This window comes from Symbiopectobacterium sp. (assembly GCF_047692315.1).
Classification (GTDB): domain Bacteria; phylum Pseudomonadota; class Gammaproteobacteria; order Enterobacterales; family Enterobacteriaceae; genus Symbiopectobacterium.
Genome location: NZ_JBLLJS010000023.1, coordinates 280,833 through 299,472 on the forward strand (window position 1 = coordinate 280,833; position 18,640 = coordinate 299,472).

16 protein-coding genes and 7 pseudogenes are annotated in these 18,640 nt (G+C 51.4%); 17 read left to right on the plus strand and 6 right to left on the minus strand.

Annotated elements, in window-relative coordinates; translation table 11 throughout:
* Positions 1–233 precede the first annotated feature (233 nt).
* Positions 234–590, plus strand: coding sequence for a Grx4 family monothiol glutaredoxin (locus ACMZI0_RS13775; protein ID WP_415673361.1), 357 nt, complete (start codon positions 234–236; stop codon positions 588–590).
* Between the two features lie 118 nt (positions 591–708).
* Here the strand turns inward: ACMZI0_RS13775 and rnt are convergent, their stop codons facing one another.
* Both rnt and gloA read right to left on the minus strand, forming a co-directional pair.
* Positions 709–1,359 (minus strand): ribonuclease T, encoded by a 651-nt coding sequence (gene rnt, locus ACMZI0_RS13780; protein WP_415673362.1) that lies wholly within the window; start codon positions 1,357–1,359, stop codon positions 709–711.
* Positions 1,360–1,526: 167 nt separating this feature from the next.
* Positions 1,527–1,935: pseudogene (gene gloA / locus ACMZI0_RS13785) on the minus strand (lactoylglutathione lyase).
* Positions 1,936–2,263: 328 nt separating this feature from the next.
* Here gloA and ACMZI0_RS13790 point away from each other — a divergent pair.
* Together ACMZI0_RS13790 and slyA are read left to right on the plus strand one after the other, a co-directional pair.
* A pseudogene (locus ACMZI0_RS13790) lies at positions 2,264–2,515 on the plus strand (DUF1289 domain-containing protein).
* Positions 2,516–2,746: 231 nt separating this feature from the next.
* Positions 2,747–3,192: pseudogene (gene slyA, locus ACMZI0_RS13795) on the plus strand (transcriptional regulator SlyA).
* A 415-nt stretch (positions 3,193–3,607) separates the two neighbouring features.
* Here the strand turns inward: slyA and ACMZI0_RS13800 are convergent.
* Positions 3,608–4,075: a glycine zipper 2TM domain-containing protein gene (locus tag ACMZI0_RS13800; RefSeq protein WP_415673363.1), complete on the minus strand. Its 468-nt coding sequence runs from the start codon at positions 4,073–4,075 to the stop codon at positions 3,608–3,610.
* Between the two features lie 405 nt (positions 4,076–4,480).
* Between ACMZI0_RS13800 and ACMZI0_RS13805 the strand changes: the two genes are divergently transcribed.
* The 5 genes from ACMZI0_RS13805 (at position 4,481) to pdxY (ending at position 8,722) form a co-directional block, all read left to right on the plus strand.
* Positions 4,481–5,143 (plus strand): anhydro-N-acetylmuramic acid kinase, encoded by a 663-nt coding sequence (locus ACMZI0_RS13805; protein WP_415673364.1) that lies wholly within the window; start codon positions 4,481–4,483, stop codon positions 5,141–5,143.
* 116 nt (positions 5,144–5,259) lie between these two features.
* On the plus strand, positions 5,260–5,592 hold the full coding sequence (locus ACMZI0_RS13810) for an MliC family protein (RefSeq protein ID WP_415673365.1): 333 nt from the start codon (positions 5,260–5,262) through the stop codon (positions 5,590–5,592).
* A gap of 84 nt (positions 5,593–5,676) precedes the next feature.
* Entirely contained in the window at positions 5,677–6,360 is a 684-nt protein-coding gene (gene pdxH, locus ACMZI0_RS13815) for a pyridoxamine 5'-phosphate oxidase (protein ID WP_415673366.1), read from the plus strand.
* Between the two features lie 135 nt (positions 6,361–6,495).
* Positions 6,496–7,773: a tyrosine--tRNA ligase gene (tyrS, locus tag ACMZI0_RS13820; protein ID WP_415673367.1), complete on the plus strand. Its 1,278-nt coding sequence runs from the start codon at positions 6,496–6,498 to the stop codon at positions 7,771–7,773.
* 88 nt (positions 7,774–7,861) lie between these two features.
* Complete coding sequence (gene pdxY, locus ACMZI0_RS13825) at positions 7,862–8,722, plus strand: pyridoxal kinase PdxY (protein ID WP_415673368.1); 861 nt, start codon at positions 7,862–7,864, stop codon at positions 8,720–8,722.
* 40 nt (positions 8,723–8,762) lie between these two features.
* Here the strand turns inward: pdxY and gstA are convergent.
* Positions 8,763–9,375 (minus strand): annotated as a pseudogene (gstA, locus tag ACMZI0_RS13830) (glutathione transferase GstA).
* A gap of 419 nt (positions 9,376–9,794) precedes the next feature.
* Between gstA and acnA the strand changes: the two are divergent.
* Positions 9,795–12,032: pseudogene (gene acnA / locus ACMZI0_RS13835) on the plus strand (aconitate hydratase AcnA).
* Positions 12,033–12,197: 165 nt separating this feature from the next.
* On the opposite strand, the gene ribA reads toward acnA, so the two are convergent.
* Positions 12,198–12,797: a GTP cyclohydrolase II gene (gene ribA / locus ACMZI0_RS13840; RefSeq protein ID WP_415673369.1), complete on the minus strand. Its 600-nt coding sequence runs from the start codon at positions 12,795–12,797 to the stop codon at positions 12,198–12,200.
* A 319-nt stretch (positions 12,798–13,116) separates the two neighbouring features.
* Here ribA and pgpB point away from each other — a divergent pair, with 319 nt between their 5' ends.
* The 7 genes and pseudogenes from pgpB (at position 13,117) to yciH (ending at position 17,381) form a co-directional block, all read left to right on the plus strand.
* Positions 13,117–13,899: a phosphatidylglycerophosphatase B gene (pgpB, locus tag ACMZI0_RS13845; RefSeq protein ID WP_415673447.1), complete on the plus strand. Its 783-nt coding sequence runs from the start codon at positions 13,117–13,119 to the stop codon at positions 13,897–13,899.
* Positions 13,900–13,983: 84 nt separating this feature from the next.
* Positions 13,984–14,181: a hypothetical protein gene (locus ACMZI0_RS13850; RefSeq protein ID WP_415673370.1), complete on the plus strand. Its 198-nt coding sequence runs from the start codon at positions 13,984–13,986 to the stop codon at positions 14,179–14,181.
* 166 nt (positions 14,182–14,347) lie between these two features.
* Positions 14,348–14,512 carry a hypothetical protein gene (locus tag ACMZI0_RS13855; protein WP_415673371.1) on the plus strand — a complete coding sequence of 55 codons (165 nt, stop codon included), beginning with the start codon at positions 14,348–14,350 and terminating at the stop codon, positions 14,510–14,512.
* A 137-nt stretch (positions 14,513–14,649) separates the two neighbouring features.
* On the plus strand, positions 14,650–14,955 hold the full coding sequence (locus tag ACMZI0_RS13860; protein ID WP_415673372.1) for a LapA family protein: 306 nt from the start codon (positions 14,650–14,652) through the stop codon (positions 14,953–14,955).
* Between the two features lie 12 nt (positions 14,956–14,967).
* Positions 14,968–16,137 (plus strand): lipopolysaccharide assembly protein LapB, encoded by a 1,170-nt coding sequence (lapB, locus tag ACMZI0_RS13865; protein WP_415673373.1) that lies wholly within the window; start codon positions 14,968–14,970, stop codon positions 16,135–16,137.
* 208 nt (positions 16,138–16,345) lie between these two features.
* The gene (gene pyrF, locus ACMZI0_RS13870) at positions 16,346–17,086 is read left to right on the plus strand and encodes an orotidine-5'-phosphate decarboxylase (RefSeq protein WP_415673374.1); all 741 of its coding nucleotides are present in this window, start codon (positions 16,346–16,348) and stop codon (positions 17,084–17,086) included.
* Positions 17,083–17,381, plus strand: a pseudogene (gene yciH, locus ACMZI0_RS13875) (stress response translation initiation inhibitor YciH). Before pyrF ends, yciH begins: the two are co-directional and overlap by 4 nt.
* Positions 17,382–17,425: 44 nt before the next feature.
* Here yciH and ACMZI0_RS13880 read toward each other — a convergent pair.
* Positions 17,426–17,624: pseudogene (locus tag ACMZI0_RS13880) on the minus strand (hypothetical protein).
* A gap of 319 nt (positions 17,625–17,943) precedes the next feature.
* Here ACMZI0_RS13880 and araD point away from each other — a divergent pair.
* Complete coding sequence (gene araD / locus ACMZI0_RS13885; RefSeq protein WP_415673448.1) at positions 17,944–18,639, plus strand: L-ribulose-5-phosphate 4-epimerase; 696 nt, start codon at positions 17,944–17,946, stop codon at positions 18,637–18,639.
* The last annotated feature ends 1 nt before the right edge of the window (position 18,640 follow it).

The window sequence follows — 18,640 nt, forward strand, 5'->3', positions numbered from 1 at the left end:
CGAGTGCTTAGGGTGAACGGAGATAGCCAAGAAACCCTACAAAAAATAGCGTTTTTTTGTCACGGCTCGTCTCGTTACAATGAAGCAACGGTACATGCGTTCTGGAATCTATTGAATCGCAAAGCACATACGCGACCATCGCGCGATGGTACACCGTTACATTATGATGCCGTGCAGTCCCCCCGACATGGGTAGCGATGGCTCACAGAAACACCGTTTGAGGAAGCAAAAGCATGACGACAACAACGATTGAAAAAATTCAGCGCCAGATTACTGAAAACCCGATTCTGCTGTATATGAAAGGTTCTCCGAAGCTGCCAAGCTGCGGCTTCTCTGCTCAGGCTGTACAAGCGCTGTCGGCGTGCGGTGAACGCTTTGCCTATGTAGACATTTTACAAAACCCGGATATTCGTGCCGAACTACCAAAATATGCCAACTGGCCGACCTTCCCTCAACTGTGGGTTGACGGCGAGCTGATCGGTGGGTGCGATATCGTCATTGAAATGTATCAACGTGGCGAGTTGCAGCAGTTGATTAAAGAGACCGCTGATAAATACCGTGAACAGCAGGATGGAGAAAGCGCACAGTAAGTTGTACGTGCTAGCGGCTTGCTACCGCCTTTATCTGGAAGTGAAGGTGGGGGAGCTGACACACGGATCCCCCTCTTTTTTTGGGGCGAAAGCGCGTTTCTGCGCCAGGCAGGAAAACTCAGGCCGTTTGATCTTCCATCGGCAATGGCCAACCACCCAATCGTTTCCAACGATTAACCAGCTCGCAGAACAGCGCTGTTGTTTGCTGGGTATCATAGAGCGCTGAGTGCGCCTGAGCAGAATCAAAGGCGATTCCGGCCGTCATGCAAGCCTTCGCTAAAACGGTTTGCCCCAGTACCAATCCGCTCAGTGCGGCAGTGTCGAAGGTGGCAAATGGGTGGAACGGGTTACGCTTGAGTCCGCAACGTTCCGCCGCTGCCATCAGAAAGCCGTGATCAAAATTGGCGTTGTGGGCGACGATAATCCCGCGATTGCACCCTTTGTCTTTAATCCCTTTGCGCACCATTTTAAAAATTTCGTGCAATGCCTCGTATTCGGACACGGCGCCGCGTAGCGGGTTGTGGGGATCAATGCCGGTAAACGCCAGCGCAGCCGGATCAAGCAGCGCACCTTCAAAAGGGGCAACGTGGAAATGCAAGGTCTCATCTGGCTGCAACCAACCGCCATCATCCATTTTCATTGTTATGGCGGCAATTTCCAGCAGCGCGTCAGTTTTTGCGTTGAATCCTGCGGTTTCAACGTCAATAACAACCGGGTAAAACCCACGGAAACGGCCACTCAGCGCGTTCAGGTTATTTTTATCAGCCATGTTCTCTTTAATCATTTACCAAATGCAGAGCGCATTATGGCAAATTCCCGACATCAATGCAGTAAGCCTGACGCCTTCTGCTATCGGGAGGGGATAAAAACGAATGCAATTCACACAAGGGGAACAAAAGGCGGCGGAGAGATGCCGCCGCAGAGGGGATAGGGCAATCAGTTGCCGAGTCCGTTACCGGATTGCGCTTTTTCAATCAGCTCAATCTTGTAACCATCAGGATCTTCGATAAAGGCAATCACTGTCGTGCCACCTTTCACCGGCCCCGCCTCACGCGTCACTTTTTCGCCCGCCTGACGAATACGCTCGCAGGTTGCGGCAACGTCCTCAACCGCCAGAGCGATATGCCCATAGGCATTATCCAGATCGTATTTATCAACACTCCAGTTGTACGTCAGTTCAATGACGGCCCCCCTCGCTCTCTTCGGTATAACCAACGAAAGCGAGCGTGTATTTATATTCAGTATTCTCACTGGTCCGCAACAAACGCATCCCCAGTACCTTGGTATAAAAATCGATTGAGCGTTGTAAATCACCAACACGCAGCATGGTATGAAGTAAGCGCATAATATCCTCGATTGACTACAGTGGTTGACCGCCATCACGGGCGGCAGCTTAATGGCTCGTTACAAAGTATACCGTCGTAAGCCGATCGAGTTCAAACCCTTGATGTGAAAGGTACACTGCGGGTGAACTCTGTTGCTTAAAATCACATTTACGCCATTACATTGCGGTATATTAATGACAGGCCAAATAAATAGTGTCGCTAGAGAAATCTTCGGCGCTACAATATATAATACTCAGTATCAGCCTACGCCGAGTACTGCTCTGCACCTAAAGCTTGCCATTGCTATCAGATGACGCTTCAATAAATGTGATGGGAAGAGGAGGCGCAGTGCCTGAGCAACTTGAGCTTTTTACTGTTCCAAACCCTTGTCGTGGCGTATGCGAAGCAGATGCGCGCGGCTACTGTCGGGGGGTGTTTTCGCAGCCGCAGCGAGCGTTTCTCCTGGGGGGGCAGATGAGTGATGCACAAAAACAGGATGTGCTGAGACTATGCCGGCAACGCGAAAAACGGATGTTACGTACGGAAAAAGCTACACTCAATAGCGAGTGGGATCAGCCCTCATTATTTGACGATGATTAGTGCGCCTATGGCACTAATAACCTATGTTGCATAAGCAGAGAGAACAACTCTCCTGCCTGCTAACGCCTTGGGGGAAATTTCCTCAAAGTGAATTGTTTTGGTATAACAGCATTACGGCAGCCGCCATTTATGGAAAAAATTAATATACAAGGTGCCTTTTCATTTTTTTTAAAATCAGAGTTGATTGCAATCCAGGGATATAACTTAGTACGCTAATAATAAGGAGATGTTATGGAATTGCCGTTAGGATCTGATTTAGCCAGATTGGTTCGTGTGTGGCGGTCATTAATTGATTTTCGCCTGAAACCGCTGGAATTAACCCAAACCCATTGGGTTACATTGCATAATATACCAGCTGCCACTGGGGCAGTCGCAGATTCAATTGGCCAAAGCCAATTGGCATCGAGCAGCCGTCCCTGGTACGAACGTTAGATCAGTTGGAAGAGAAGGGCCTGATTACGCGGAGCATCTGCGCACACGATCGTCGTGCGAAACGCATTGCGTTGACCGATGCCGCAGAGCCGATCATCCAGGCAGTGGATGATGTGATTAGCCAGACGCGTGGCGAGATACTACTCGGTATTTCGGCGCAGGAAGTCAATGCGCTCACGGGGCTTATTGCGCGTCTGGAAAAAAACATTCTCGCATTACATGAAAACCATGAACACCATCATTGATGCGTCAGCAGACATGAATAATATTTGGATAGAATAAATGTTCATCAAGCCATATTGAATAACGGTCTGCATTCGAACATGACACCATAACGTGATTTTCTACCTGAGAGATATTCTCTGGGAAAGTGTTGATGTCGTGAAGATCGCATTTTTACTGAGAAAGGTTGATGTGACTTTGGCCTGAGCGGGTGATATACTTTTTGCGTTTTTTTTGATCAATGCGCTATTTTTCGTAAAAGTGACTTGTTGTCCTGAACGTGGTTTTCGCAATGTTATTTTTTGTGCGAAATGTATCTGTTATCAAAACAGCTTTGTGATCGAATGAAAGGTTGATCAAAGTAACGTTTTGACCAAAGCAACAATGCGGGTTATCACCACCGAGCCGGTGGTGATAACAGAAAATTTGAGGAAATACTTATCGCGGTGCCACTGTCACATTTTGGCCGTTGCTGGACATCGCTACACGCTGGCCCACGCTGAAACGGGTATTGCCCTGACGCTGTACAACCATGATGGTGGTGCCATCATCACGACGGATTTCCAACTCAACGCCCTGAACACGGTTCATCGCACCTTGTGCACTCTGACCGGCTACGCCACCCGCTACCGCACCGGCAGCGGTTGCCAGTGAACGACCTGTGCCGCCCCCGATGGTGTTACCCAAGAATCCACCCAAAACTGCACCGCCAATAGCGCCCATGGTGCCATTCTCATCGCCAGCCTGAATCTGGACGGGGCGTAATGAAACGATGGTGCCATAAGTTACAGTGCGAACCTGTTTGGCTTCAGAGGCGCGATAAACGTCACCGGAAAGCGAACTGGTATTGGCACAGCCCGCCAAGGTAATACCGGCTAAAGTAATCACAAGAAAACGCTTCATCATATATAAGACTCCTGTAATAACAATGTGTCGAACTTCCGTTACTGTAGGCCGACGTGGTCATGCTTATCAAACTGGTGCGAGAAAACGCCAGATTAGCTGTTCTACGCGGCTCCCGATGATAGAATAGGGTACATATTGATAATAAATAATGGCCAAAGTTCCCTGTTGCCACTATTTTCTCTTTTCTCTGACCCTATTGACGCATATGTTCATTTTATAGGAAAAAACGGCCGTTTTTTCCTTAAAATAAAAATGCATTCCGAGAATGAAACATCGAATCTGCCACAAAATGAAGAATACCTGAGTGGTTTGCCCTCGTGCCATGTTATTTTGTAAACAAGTGCAGCTACGTATATGCGCCTTTTTTGTGTGCGTGTCCAGTGCAGTGTAGGGAAGTATATCGTTATGAAATCAGGCAGATATATCGGAGTGATGTCAGGCACCAGTCTGGATGGTGTCGATATGGTCTTAGCGGTGATTGATGACAATACCGTAGCGCAGCAGGCGAGCTATTGTCACCCAATGCCCTTGGCATTAAAGCAAGCGATTCTGGATGTGTGTCAGGGGCAACCTTACGATAAAGATGCACAGTGGGCAGCAACCGGACAGGTTAATGTCTCCTTGCTGCGCCGCATGCTGGCCGATCCCTATTTCTCTTTACACGCGCCTAAAAGTACCGGACGCGAGTACTTCAATTTTAGCTGGTTGGAAAAACATCTTGCCGGATATGGCGCGATTGCCCCTCAGGATGTGCAGGCCACACTGGCAGAGTTAACCGCTGTCAGCATTGCCGATCAGGTGCTGCTGACCGGAGGTTGTGAACGCGTGCTGGTGTGCGGCGGTGGGGTGCGAAACCCGTTGCTTATGGCACGTCTTTCCGCACTGATGCCCGGAATTGAAGTCAACACCACCGATGAGTGTGGTGTGAGTGGCGATGACATGGAGGCGCTTGCTTTCGCCTGGCTCGCGGCGCGCACGCTGTCTGGCCTGCCCGGCAACCTGCCGTTGGTGACGGGCGCCAGCAAGACGACGATATTGGGGGCGATTTTTCCTGTTCTGAACGACTAATCGGATTTTGCTGAGATGTCGTTGTTAAACCCGTTGTTACACTGTCATTATGGGCTACTCGACGTGCGTAGTCGCGGTCATGTGGCGATAATTTTTACACAGGTAACAACGGGAAAATGAAAATAACGCTATCTGGTCGCGCCGCTATGCTGCTGGGATTTATGGTGCTGTCTAGTTGCAGCGGTTTCAACCGACAAACTCCGGTAAAAACGTTGCATTATCAGTGTGGCACCCTGCCGCTCACCGTAACGCTTAAGCAGGATATCCAACCCGAGGAAGTTCATTTCTTGCTGGATGGAGAGCGTCTGCAGCTTCCGCAGGTTGTTTCTGCATCAGGCGCGAAATACAGTAACAGCCGCTATACGTTCTGGAGCAAGGGAGACCGCGCATTTATCGAGCGCAGTGGGCACATCATTGCGGACGATTGTCTTCTGCAGAATCAGCCTTAACACGCCGTGTTACATTGAGATTTTCCCGCTGTGGGCGCAGAATGGAATGATGATTTTCGTCCCGACACACCACAGCAGGATGTTATGACACAGGACAACACTTCTTCTCCCTCCGCCGCATTTCCCACCGAAGATGAAATTGCGGACGTCAGACGTGAATATACTCGCGGCGGTTTGCGCCGTAATGAGTTAACGGCCAATCCTCTCGATCTGTTTGATAAGTGGTTAAAACAGGCTTGTGAAGCGCGTATGTCCGATCCTACAGCCATGTGCGTTGCCACCGTCGATGAGCAGGGGCAACCTTATCAGCGCATTGTGTTGCTAAAGCATGTTGATGACAAAGGCATGGTGTTTTACACCAATCTCGGTAGTCGCAAGGCGCAGCATCTGGCGCTCAATGCGCGAATCAGTTTACTGTTTCCCTGGCACAGTCTGGATCGCCAGGCGATTGTGACGGGGCATGCCGAGCGCTTACCGACGCTTGAGGTGCTGAAATATTTTTACAGCCGCCCGAAAGAGAGTCAGATTGGTGCCTGGGTTTCGCAGCAATCGAGTCGAATTTCTGCCCGTGGCGTGCTGGAAAGCAACTTTTTAGAACTAAAGCAAAAGTTCCTGAAGGGCGAAGTGCCGTTACCGAGTTTCTGGGGCGGATATCGTGTGACTATCGATGCCATTGAGTTTTGGCAGGGGGGAGCACATCGATTACATGACCGCTTTATTTATCAGCGTAACGACGATGGCTGGCAAATTGATCGTCTGGCACCTTAAGTGCGGAGAATTGTAGCAAATATCCCCTTTAAATGCTGGCGCTCCCGTCGGGAGCGCTTTATTCTATGGCGTTGCGTTATTTCCCTCGGAATACTGTCTTTCAACACCGTTTATTTTAAGAAAATGGAGCTATTGATGGCGAGTGGTAATCTGATTCAACAATTGCAAGAGCGGGGCCTGATTGCTCAGGTAACGGACGAGAGCGCGTTGGCAGAGCGGCTGGCGCAAGGGCCAATTGCACTGTATTGCGGCTTCGACCCGACCGCTGACAGCTTGCACTTGGGGCATCTGGTGCCGCTGCTGTGCCTGCGCCGCTTCCAACTCGTGGGGCATAAGCCCGTCGCGCTGGTCGGTGGTGCAACCGGCCTGATTGGTGACCCTAGCTTTAAGGCGACAGAACGCAAACTTAATACCAGCGAAACCGTCGGTGAATGGGTTGAGAAGATCCGCAATCAGGTGTCGCCGTTCCTGGATTTCAACAGCGGGGACAACAGCGCTGTCATGGCGAATAACTATGACTGGTTCGGCGGCATGAACGTGCTGACCTTCCTGCGCGATATTGGTAAGCACTTTTCTGTTAACCAGATGATTAACCGTGAAGCGGTAAAACAGCGCTTGAATCGCGATGATGTGGGCATTTCTTTTACTGAGTTTTCTTACAACCTGTTGCAAGGCTATGACTTTACAGCGTTGAACAAGCAGTATGGCGTTGCGTTGCAGATCGGCGGCTCCGACCAATGGGGCAATATTACCTCCGGTATCGATCTGACACGTCGTCTGCATCAGAATACCGTGTTTGGTTTGACCGTTCCGTTGATCACCAAATCAGATGGCACCAAATTTGGTAAAACCGAAGGCGGCGCAGTCTGGTTGGATGCCAAGAAAACCAGCCCATACAAGTTCTACCAGTTCTGGATCAACACTGCTGATGCTGATGTCTACCGCTTCCTGAAGTTCTTTACTTTCCTCAGCATTGAAGAGATTAATGCCCTGGAAGAAGAGGACAAAAACAGCGGAAAAGCCCCGCGTGCGCAATACGTGCTGGCAGAAGAAGTCACGCGTATGGTCCACGGCGAAGAAGGTCTGCAAGCGGCACAGCGCATTACCCAGAGCCTGTTCTCTGGTGTGCTGAATGACCTGACAGAAAACGACTTTGCCCAATTGGCACAGGATGGCATGCCGGTAATTGAGCTCGACCGCGAGGCTGACTTGCAGCAGGCGTTGGTAACGGCGGAACTGGTCCCTTCGCGCGGCCAGGCACGTACTATGATTGCGTCGAACGCAGTGACCATTAACGGCGAAAAACAATCCAACCCTGAGTATCTCTTCGCGGATAGCGATCGTCTGTTTGGTCGTTACTCATTGTTGCGTCGTGGCAAGAAACACTACTGCCTGATTTGTTGGGCAGCATAAGAAAACAGCATGGACAAGGGAGCGAATTCTCCCTTTATTCTTGGTGGTACTCTCAGGCAAGTGACAAGCAAGGTCAGGTTGTAGGTAAATGAAAAACATTCTTTCTATTCAGTCCCATGTGGTTTTTGGACATGCAGGGAACAGCGCCGCAGAGTTTCCGATGCGGCGGATGGGCGCAAACGTTTGGCCGCTCAATACGGTGCAATTCTCCAACCATACCCAATATGGTCAGTGGACCGGCAGTGTGATGGACGCCAGTCACCTGACGGACATCGTGAAGGGCATCGCAAACATTGACAGACTTGCGCGCTGCGATGCGGTGCTGAGCGGCTATATCGGTTCCCCTGAGCAGGGTGCCAGCATTCTGGACATTGTCCGTCAGGTCAAGGCTGCAAATCCGCAGGCGATCTATTTTTGCGATCCGGTGATGGGCACACCGGAGAAAGGTTGTTTTGTTGCACCTGGTGTTTCGGGTTTCCACTGCAACCAGTCGCTGCTGGCTGCTGACGTGATTGCACCTAATTTGCCGGAACTGGAATTGTTGGCTGGACTGACGGTATACAATGTGGATGAAGCCGTTGCAGCGGCGCGTCAGCTCTGTGAACGCGGACCGAAGATTGTATTGGTCAAGCATCTCAGCCGTGCAGCACGCCGTGCCGACAGTTTTGAAATGTTGCTGGTCACGCCTACTGATGCCTGGCATATCAGCCGTCCTCTGGTGGAGTTTGAGCGTCAGCCTGTTGGCGTGGGTGATTTGACCAGCAGTCTGTTACTGGTGAATCTGCTCAAGGGCGTTGCATTAGATAAAGCGCTGGAGCACACCACAGCGGCGGTGTATGAAGTGATGCTGGTGACTAAAGAGATGGATGAATACGAACTGCAATTGGTTGCTGCACAGGATGGCATTGCCAATCCGCGCCATCATTTTCAGGCCGAGCGTCTCGGCTGATCAGGTGTTATGCGGCACCTTGAGGTGCCGCAATGTCGAATTACCCTTTCAATCGTTCAACCTTTAACGCCGTCAATACGTCGGGGCGCTCTGCAATGTGGTCGAGATAAGAAGCCGCCAGTGCCGGATAGCGGAACATATCGAGCTTTAACGACTGCGCCCAACGCATCACGGTAAACAGATAAGCATCAGCGACAGAAAAACGATTACCCACCAGATAGTTTTGTTCACTCAGAACGATGTTGATATAGCGAAAACGCACCTGAAGGTATTCCTGCAGCAATTCCTTATAGGTTTCCGGGGTTCCGGGGCGGAAGATGGGGGTAAACGTTTTGTGCAGTTCGGCTGAAATATAGTTGAGCCACCTCGACGCAGTGATAACGCGCCATGGTGCCTATCGGTGCAATCAGGTTGGATTCAGGCACTTTATCCGCAATATACTGCGCGATGGCGACGCCTTCCATGAGCACTGTACCATCATCCAACTGGAGTACCGGCACCATTCCTTTCGGATTGATTGCCATAAAATCTTTACCGCTGGCCGTTTTTTTCTTTTTAAGGTCAACACTCTCCAACGTGAAATCTTGCCCGGCCTCGCGTAAAACAATATGGGGAAAAAGTGAACAACTTCCTGCTGTATAGTACAACTTCATGAACAGCTCCTTCGTATCATTAGATTAGGACATGGAGAGCGGAAGACCCTTTCCACAAATTAATGCGCTAGGCCGTGGTGTGTTTCAAACGCCCTAACCACCCCCTATCGTGCACGAAATCAATTCAACAAGGTGTGCGATAACTCGCAATTAGATCCTGATATAAAAAATTCATATTCCTGACAATAACTAAACGCTGTTTTTACACTTTTGTACCCACTTTCACCCCAAATGTGTCCGAGACGTCCGATTTATTACGGTGATGGCATTGATAGCCGAATAATGGCTTTGTTATTAAAACGTTATTTTTTGTTTGTGTTATCTTTAAACAAGACCGCATGAAGCAGCGGGATATTTCTTTCCCCGGTGTCATGACGGCGCGATAACACCGATAACCTGTCAAGCCATTTGGAGGCAGCATGTCACAGGCGCTACACAATGCATATCTGGATAGGCTCAATATCCGGCAACAGACTTATCACTACTACAGCCTGTCGCTGGCTGAAAAATCATTAGGCTCGTTAAAAAAATTACCGAAATCTCTGGCCATGCTACTCGAAAACCTGTTGCGCCATCTCGATGGTGAGACGGTGCAGCAGGCGGATCTTGAGGCGGTGTCCGCCTGGTTAGAACACGGCCATTCGGATCGTGAAATTGCATACCGTCCCGCACGGGTGCTGATGCAGGATTTTACCGGCGTACCTGCGGTAGTGGATTTGGCGGCGATGCGCAATGCGGTACACCGTCTGGGCGGCGAGGTAAAGCGGGTCAATCCGCTCTTACCGGTTGATCTGGTGATAGACCACTCAGTGACGGTTGACCATTTTGGTCATTCGCAGGCGCTGGTGGATAACACGCGGCTGGAAATGACGCGTAACCATGAGCGCTACCAGTTTTTGCGCTGGTGGCAAAAGCATTTCGCCACTTTCGCGTAGTGCCGCCCGGTACGGGTATCTGTCATCAGGTCAATCTGGAGTATCTGGCTAACGCTGTGTGGTGTGAAACCGAAGACGGTAAAACTATTGCCTATCCTGATACGCTGGTCGGCACCGATTCTCACACCACCATGATCAACGGACTCGGGGTGCTTGGCTGGGGTGTCGGCGGTATTGAAGCGGAAGCCGCCATGCTCGGCCAGCCAGTATCGATGCTGCTGCCGGATGTAGTGGGCTTCAAGCTCAGCGGAAAACTGGGGGGAGGGGATCACCGCGACTGACCTGGTGCTTACCGTAACGCAAATGCTGCGCAAGCACTGCATTGTTGGGAAGTTTGTTGAGTTTTACGGCGACGGCCTGGACAATCTGGCATTGGCTGACAGAGCGACTATCGCCAATATGGCACCGGAATATGGTGCCACCTGCGGCTTTTTCCCTATCGACGATGTCACTCTGGCTTATTTACGGCTGACCAACCGCAGCGAAGAACAGATAGCGCTGGTAGAAGCTTACTGTAAGGAACAAGGGTTGTGGCGCTATCCGGGGGATGAACCACGTTTTACCAGTCAGTTGGCGCTGGATATGGGAACAGTGGAAACCAGTCTGGCTGGGCCAAAACGCCCTCAGGATCGTGTTGCATTGGCTCAGGTGCCCGATGCATTCAATGCCAGTCGCGAACTGGACGTGAGCAGTGGCAAGGATCGAGCGGAAGCTATTGACGTGACAATCGCGGATGAAACCTTCTCGTTACGTCAGGGGGCGGTAGTGATTGCTGCTATCACCTCGTGTACCAATACTTCCAACCCTAGCGTGTTGATGGCAGCCGGATTGTTGGCAAAAAATGCTGTCGAACGTGGCCTGCGGCATAAACCTTGGGTCAAAACCTCGCTGGCGCCCGGTTCCAAAGTTGTACCCGATTACTTCGCCAAAGCAGGGTTAACGCCTTATCTCGATACGCTGGGCTTTCAACTGGTGGGCTATGGATGTACCACCTGTATTGGCAACTCAGGGCCGTTGCCGGAAGCGATTGAACAGGCCATTAAAGCCGGAGATTTGACCGTCGGGGCGGTACTCTCAGGTAACCGAAATTTTGAGGGACGCATCCATCCGCTGGTGGTGGCCTATGCGCTGGCGGGTAACATGACGCTAGATTTGACCCGTGACCCACTTGGTGTAGGACACGAGGGTGAACCGGTCTTTTTGAAAGATATCTGGCCATCCGCGAAAGAGGTTGCTGATGCGGTGCAGCACGTCAGCGTTGAGATGTTCCATAAAGAGTATGCTGAGGTTTTTGAAGGTACCCCTGAGTGGCAGGCGATAGCCGTGGGGGATAATCCGACCTATGTGTGGCCGCAGGATTCAACCTACATTCGTGAGACTCCTTTTTTCACCACCATGGGGAAAGAGCCTGACCCGATACAGGATATTCAAGGGGCACGTATTCTTGCGTTGTTGGGGGATTCGGTAACCACCGACGACATCTCTCCCGCGGGTAGCATCAAAAAAGAGAGTCCGGCGGGTCGTTATCTGCTCGATCACGGGGTGAACCTGGAGGATTTTAACTCCTACGGTTCTCGGCGGGGTAATCATGAGGTGATGATGCGTGGCACCTTTGCAATGTGCAGATCCGTAATGAGATGGTACCGGGAACAGAAGGGGGGCTACACCCGGCATATTCCCTCGCAAAACGTCATGGCGATTTACGATACCGCAATGAGTTAACCTACTACCAGCACGGTGGCATCTTGCATTATGTGATTCGCAACATGCTGTAAGGACCAGCTGGCAAGGCTGATACTGAGCGGAGACACGAAAAATATCGGGGCCTGCTGGCCCCGATAGCAACATGGTCTATCTGTTGGTATAGCGCGTTGCTATACACAAAGATTAACGTGGGGGGAGATCCAGCATATGCCCCATTTTGGCGGCTTTTGTGGCCAGATAGCGCTCATTTTTAGGATTGCGACCCACGACCAACGGCACACGTTCAACGATGTTGATGCCCGTGTCGTTGAGGATTTTCACCTTTTGCGGGTTGTTGGTCAGTAAACGCACCTCGTTCACACCCAACAGTTTGAACATATCCGCACATAGGGTAAAGTCGCGCTCATCCGCCGTAAACCCAAGCTGATGATTCGCTTCCACGGTATCTGCACCCAGGTCTTGCAACGCATAGGCGCGAATTTTGTTCAGCAAGCCAATGTTACGCCCTTCCTGTCGGTGATAGAGCAGCACACCACGGCCTTCTTCCGCAATATGGCCCAATGCCGCTTCCAGTTGGAAACCGCAATCGCAGCGTAAGCTGAACAGTGCATCACCGGTTAAACATTCGGAATGGACACGAGCTAAAACTGGTGCTGGACCGGAGATATCACCGAAAACCAGCGCGAGGTGATCGTGTCCTGTGGCTAACTCTTCAAATCCTACCATGAGGAAATCGCCCCAGGGGGTGGGTAATTTTGCTTCGGCCACCCGTTTAAGCTGCATTTTACATCTCCAACACAAAAAGATTGCGCATATCCTACTGCCGGATAACGCAATTAACCAGTAAAAACACCACCATTGAGCAAAACCTAGCATAAGTCGAAGATGGCATTCAGTGGTTTCCTGATGGTTTTGTACCGCGAAGCGCTGACTGAGACGTGTACACCAGTACAGATACTGACATAACGATGGACTAGTTTACGTTCCATTGACAAAGTGGTGGGGATTTCATGATAAGTTTATGAAAAATTTGTGAATTATACCAACATCGTCAGCGGCGCGTATCTGTATTTGTTGAGGAAAAGTGGAAACAGGGGAAGCTATGTACGACATTGCCAAACGTACCGCACTCGGTGCAGGAATTCTGTTGTTATTGCCGATTGTCGTATGGCTGAGTGGTTGGCAATGGCATCCCGAAATACAGGGGGTTTGGCTGCGCGGGTTGTTTTGGGTAACAGAAACGGTGACGCGTCCCTGGGGGATATTGACCAGCGCTCTGTTGGCTATCTGGTTTCTGTGGTGCTTGCGCTTTCGTTTTAAACCAGCCTTGGGCGTGCTGGCGATCATGGCACTTACCGTGCTTATTGGTCAGGGCATGAAGTCATTCATCAAAGAGCGGCTCCAAGAGTCTCGCCCCTTTGTGGTCTGGCTGGAAAAAGAGTATCAGGTTGATGAGCGCTATTTTTATTCTCTGCCCCGTCCCGAACGCGCACGTCTGGTTGCTGAGCAGTTGAACGCGCAACAACAAATTCCTGAATGGCTGCGCGCCCATTGGCAATTTGAAACGGGATTTGCCTTCCCGTCAGGGCATACCTTGTTTGCTGCAACCGGGGCGCTGTTGGCGGTAGGGCTACTGTGGGCGCGTCGGCACTATAAAACCGTCGTCGTGTTGATGGTGTGGGCATCAGGAGTGATGGGTAGCCGTCTGGTGTTAGGCATGCACTGGCCGCAGGATTTGATCGCCGCGACCCTGATAAGCTGGGTGTTGGTGGTGTTGGCCTGTACGCTGGCGCAGCGCTGGTGCGGCCCATTGACGCTGTTACCTCAGGAAACGCAAGGTGATGGTGATGACAAAGCTGATGAGCACAAAGGACCACTCCCATGATGCGTTTTTCAATATCACGGTAAATCAGAGGTCGCGCATACGCTGCGGTTGTCCAAACGGCGTTTGAAGATAGGCGTGCGGGTAATGCCACATCAGGTGATTGCCCATGATGGAACAACATCACAAGAAGCGCTGGAAAGTTTGCACCTGAGGCTAAAAGTAACTCTTGCATCTCAGCACGAGATTGTTAAAGGCAAAACGCTTCAATTACAATACGATCCAATAGAAATTCTCACGCTGGAAAAGTGGGGTGGAAGAATACAGGATGGTGAGTGCGATTGAGGGTGTCGTCTCCCGCATTGACGGCTAGTATATTTTCATTATCCCTTTCAATGCGCCGTATAAAATCCAGTGCGCAGCGCTGGCCTGTGCGGAAGCACCGATAAGCACGGGACCTCTTAAGGGGCACTCCTCTTTTGCGAATGCGACCAAAGTGCATTTGGCCGGCGTGCTAAAACTCGTTCAACAGCGGTTGGCGTTTTGGAGCAATGCCAGTGGTCATTTTATGCCCCCTGCTGAAACCCGCCATGCGCTGTTGCCATACCTTAAATTGCTGCTGCCTGAATCTCATTTCATCGATCACCGCTTTTTGCTGTCTGACTCTGCAAAATAATCGTGCGCAGTTACTTTCGCCTGATGCCACGTCAGTTAGCTGCTTCCTTTATCGGGCTATAATGGATAATTTTATGGGGTTTAGCGCCAACATTTGGCATAATCATTAGGTTAAGGCGATATCACAGGAACGAGAACGTGAAATACTTGCTGATCTTCTTATTGGTACTGGCGATATTTATCATTTCGATTACGTTGGGGACGCATAACGAGCAGGTTGTCACCTTCAACTATCTGCTGGCGCAGGGAGAATATCGCGTTTCCATGCTACTCGCGACGCTGTTTGCGGTGGGGTTTGTTCTGGGGTGGGTGATTTGCGGTTTATTTTACCTGCGATTGCGCATCATGCTGGGCCGTGCGCAGCGTAAAATCAAACGCCTGGAGCAGCAACAATCCGTGACAGAGAGCGAGACCACCCCCTCTGTGCCCTCTGTTTCCCACTAAGGATCCGCTCCTATGTTAGAACTGCTGTTTCTGTTGTTGCCGGTGGCCGCCGCATACGGGTGGTACATGGGTCGCAGAAGCGCGCAGCAGGACAAGGATCAGGAAGCCAACCGCTTGTCACGCGAGTATGTCACTGGCGTAAACTTTTTTCTTTATAATCAGCATGATAAGGCGGTTGAGCTGTTCCTTGACATGATTAAGGACGAGAGTAATACCTTCGAAGCACACCTGACGCTCGGTAACCTGTTTCGCTCTCGCGGCGAGGTCGATCGCGCCATTCGCATTCATCAGGCACTGACGGAAAGCGCCTCGCTGTCGTTTGAACAGCGACTATTGGTGGTGCAGCAACTGGGTCGTGACTATATGGCTGCGGGGCTGTATGACCGTGCGGAAGAGATATTTACTCAATTGGTGGATGAAGAAGATTTTCGCCGCAGCGCGCTGCAACAACTGTTGCAGATCTACCAAGCGACGAGCGAATGGCAAAAGGCTATCGATATCGCGGAAAAACTGGTCAAGCTTGGTCAACCGCAGTTGAATACTGAAATTGCCCATTTCTATTGTGAGTTGGCGCTGCGAGCAATGAGCAGCGACGATCTGGATAAGGCTCTGACGTTGCTCAAAAAAGGGGCGGCGATGGATAAAGCGTGCGCGCGGGCGTCGATTATGATGGGGCGCATTCATATTGCTCGGGAGCGTTATGCACCAGCGGTGGAGGTGCTCCAGCAGGTGCTTGAGCAAGATAAAGCTTTTGTCAGTGAAACGTTGCCGATGCTGGAAACCTGTTACCAGCACTTGCCTGCCTCGGATGCGTGGGAAGATTTTCTCAAACGCTGTGTTGAAGAGAATACCGGCGCCAGCGCCGATCTGATGCTGGCGGATATCCTTGAGCGCAAAGAAGGGGCTGAGGTGGCGCAAGTTTATATCAACCGCCAGTTACAGCGTCACCCGACGATGCGCGTATTTCATCGGCTGATGGACTTCCACTTGAGCGAGGCAGAAGATGGTCGGGCGAAAGAGAGCCTGCTGGTGTTGCGCGATATGGTGGGAGAACAGATACGCACTAAACCGCGCTACAGTTGCCAGAAGTGTGGGTTCACCTCGCAATCCCTTTACTGGCACTGCCCGTCATGCCGTTCCTGGGCCAGCATTAAACCGATCCGTGGTCTGGATGGACAATAATCTGATGCATATTTTTATGGCATGCTATTTAGTTACAACATATATATTTTTGATTACAGACCCGACAGAGACTCCGCGTTAAATACAGCAATGTCCAACAGGCTGCTGGGCTTTCGCGGGTGAGGAGGGTAAAATGCGGCGGGAAAATTTTCATACGCTGACCAATCTCGCAACACGGATTCCATCGCAGAGCAAAACAGAGGGCCACATGAGCGAACACATTACCCAACCGCATGCCGTTACTTTGCCAATCGTTGTCGCGTTGGATTACTCTGACCAGAACCTCGCACTGGCATTTGTCGATCGCATTAACCCTCAGGATTGTCGCCTGAAAGTGGGCAAAGAGATGTTTACCCTGTTTGGTCCGCAATTTGTCAACGCATTGCACCAGCGCGGTTTTGATGTTTTTCTGGATCTCAAGTTTCATGATATTCCCAACACGGCCGCGCATGCGGTAGCCGCCGCCGCAGAATTAGGGGTTTGGATGGTCAACGTCCATGCCAGCGGTGGTCGACGTATGATGGAGGCCGCGAAAGCCGCACTCGAGCCTTTCGGTGCCGATGCGCCGCTGCTGATTGCCGTTACCGTATTGACCAGCATGGAAGCCGACGATCTGTTGGCTTTAGGCATCACGGCGACTCCGGCACAGCAGGCCGAACGCCTTGCGGTGCTTACGCGTGATTGTGGGTTGGATGGCGTGGTCTGTTCTGCGCAGGAAGCACAACGCCTGAAACAAGTGTGTGGCACGGCGTTTAAGCTGGTAACACCGGGGATTCGCCCGGCGGGCAGCGCGTCTGGCGATCAGCGTCGCATCATGACGCCGCAACAAGCTCAGGCGGCCGGCGTTGATTATATGGTGATTGGGCGTCCGATCACCCAATCTGCCGATCCGGCGCAAACGCTGGCGGAAATTCGACATTCCTTGCGGGCAGGGGGCACGCATGAGTGAGGGTAACAGCCGGTTACGCCGGACGGATCAAGGAGGAGGCGGCTCCCGTACAGCGTCCGAAAGGCGACAGTGTGGTGCGCATTCAGCGGCAAACCAGTGGGCGTAAAGGAAAAGGCGTGTGCATTATCACTGGCCTCGATCTGGATGATGCCGGGCTCGCCGCAGAGCTGAAAAAAAATGCGGCTGCGGTGGTGCTGTGAAAGAGGGCACTATTGAGATTCAGGGCGATAAACGGGACCAGTTAAAACAGCTGCTGGAAGCGAAGGGATTAAAAGTTAAGCTGGCTGGCGGTTAACGCGTGAGATAAGACAGCAGGGAAACCCCTGCTATCTCGAAATATTAATCGACCTGGTACCCGATAATACCGCCGATTGCTGCGCCGCCCAGCGTGCCGCCTCCGGTTAGAATTGCCCCACCAACTGCGCCTGCACCCAGCGCCAATGGCGGTATTACGATCGCGCTTGGACATGTTGGAACAGCCACTGAGTGCCATTACCAACGCGACGGCGACGGCAGTAACGACGAAACCTTTTGTCATAACCATGCTGATCTCCTGATGTTTTCGCCCGCCATGGCAGGAAAATATCGCATTACACGATATTTGCACTATTTAATCTGACCTTATCGGTCATCTCTCTGTCTCTCAGTATAATCTTCGGGAGTGCTCTCGACAGGTGGAAAAATCCTAATTGCTCAGCATGGGTTATGTCCGCCGTTACCTTCGCGGTCGCGTAAATGACAATGCTGTCATAAATGACGATGCGTAGCAGAACACTGCTGGGTCTTTAGCAAGTTAGCCCATAGGTGCCATCCCCCGCCTCCCCGACAATATCCTATCGGATGAAAGGGGGCGAATGATGTTAGAAGAACTCAAACAGCAGGTGCTGGAGGCGAATTCGGCGCTGCCAACGCACCACCTGGTGACCTTTACCTGGGGAAATGTCAGTGCAATCGATCGTCAACAGGGTCTGATGGTGATTAAACCCCCCGGTGTGGCTTATCCGGTGATGACCGCTGAGGATATGGTGGTGGTTGAGCTGGAAACGGGACGTGTGGTTGAAGGTAACAAGAAGCCATCATCGGATTCAGATACACATCGCGTACTGTATCTCGCATTTGAACAGGTAGGTGGCATCGTTCACACTCACTCACGCCATGCCACGATTTGGGCGCAGGCGGGCAAAGACTTACCAGCCTGGGGAACCACCCATTCCGATTACTTTTATGGCGCAATTCCTTGTACCCGCCTGATGACGGAAGCGGAGATCAATGGCCGCTATGAGTGGGAAACGGGGAATGTGATTGTAGAAACCTTTCATGAGCGCCAGCTTTCTCCATTGGATATCCCTGCCGTGCTGGTCAATGCGCACGGGCCTTTTGCCTGGGGAAAAGACGCAGATACCGCCGTGCACAACGCGGTTGTGCTGGAAGAGATCGCCTACATGGGCATCTTTACCTGCCAGTTGACGCCGGATGTCGGTCCCATGCAGCAGGAACTGCTGGATAAGCACTACCTGCGCAAGCATGGCAAGAACGCCTATTACGGCCAATAGC

Coding starts and splice junctions, on each gene's coding strand:
- araD (WP_415673448.1), top strand. CDS start 17,944: ATGTTAGAAGAACTCAAACAGCAGGTGCTGGAGGCGAATTCGGCGCTG.
- ACMZI0_RS13805 (WP_415673364.1), top strand. CDS start 4,481: ATGAAATCAGGCAGATATATCGGAGTGATGTCAGGCACCAGTCTGGAT.
- ribA (WP_415673369.1), bottom strand. CDS start 12,797: ATGCAGCTTAAACGGGTGGCCGAAGCAAAATTACCCACCCCCTGGGGC.
- lapB (WP_415673373.1), top strand. CDS start 14,968: ATGTTAGAACTGCTGTTTCTGTTGTTGCCGGTGGCCGCCGCATACGGG.
- ACMZI0_RS13775 (WP_415673361.1), top strand. CDS start 234: ATGACGACAACAACGATTGAAAAAATTCAGCGCCAGATTACTGAAAAC.
- pdxH (WP_415673366.1), top strand. CDS start 5,677: ATGACACAGGACAACACTTCTTCTCCCTCCGCCGCATTTCCCACCGAA.
- ACMZI0_RS13850 (WP_415673370.1), top strand. CDS start 13,984: ATGCCACATCAGGTGATTGCCCATGATGGAACAACATCACAAGAAGCG.
- rnt (WP_415673362.1), bottom strand. CDS start 1,359: ATGGCTGATAAAAATAACCTGAACGCGCTGAGTGGCCGTTTCCGTGGG.
- pdxY (WP_415673368.1), top strand. CDS start 7,862: ATGAAAAACATTCTTTCTATTCAGTCCCATGTGGTTTTTGGACATGCA.
- ACMZI0_RS13800 (WP_415673363.1), bottom strand. CDS start 4,075: ATGATGAAGCGTTTTCTTGTGATTACTTTAGCCGGTATTACCTTGGCG.
- tyrS (WP_415673367.1), top strand. CDS start 6,496: ATGGCGAGTGGTAATCTGATTCAACAATTGCAAGAGCGGGGCCTGATT.
- pgpB (WP_415673447.1), top strand. CDS start 13,117: ATGTACGACATTGCCAAACGTACCGCACTCGGTGCAGGAATTCTGTTG.
- pyrF (WP_415673374.1), top strand. CDS start 16,346: ATGAGCGAACACATTACCCAACCGCATGCCGTTACTTTGCCAATCGTT.
- ACMZI0_RS13810 (WP_415673365.1), top strand. CDS start 5,260: ATGAAAATAACGCTATCTGGTCGCGCCGCTATGCTGCTGGGATTTATG.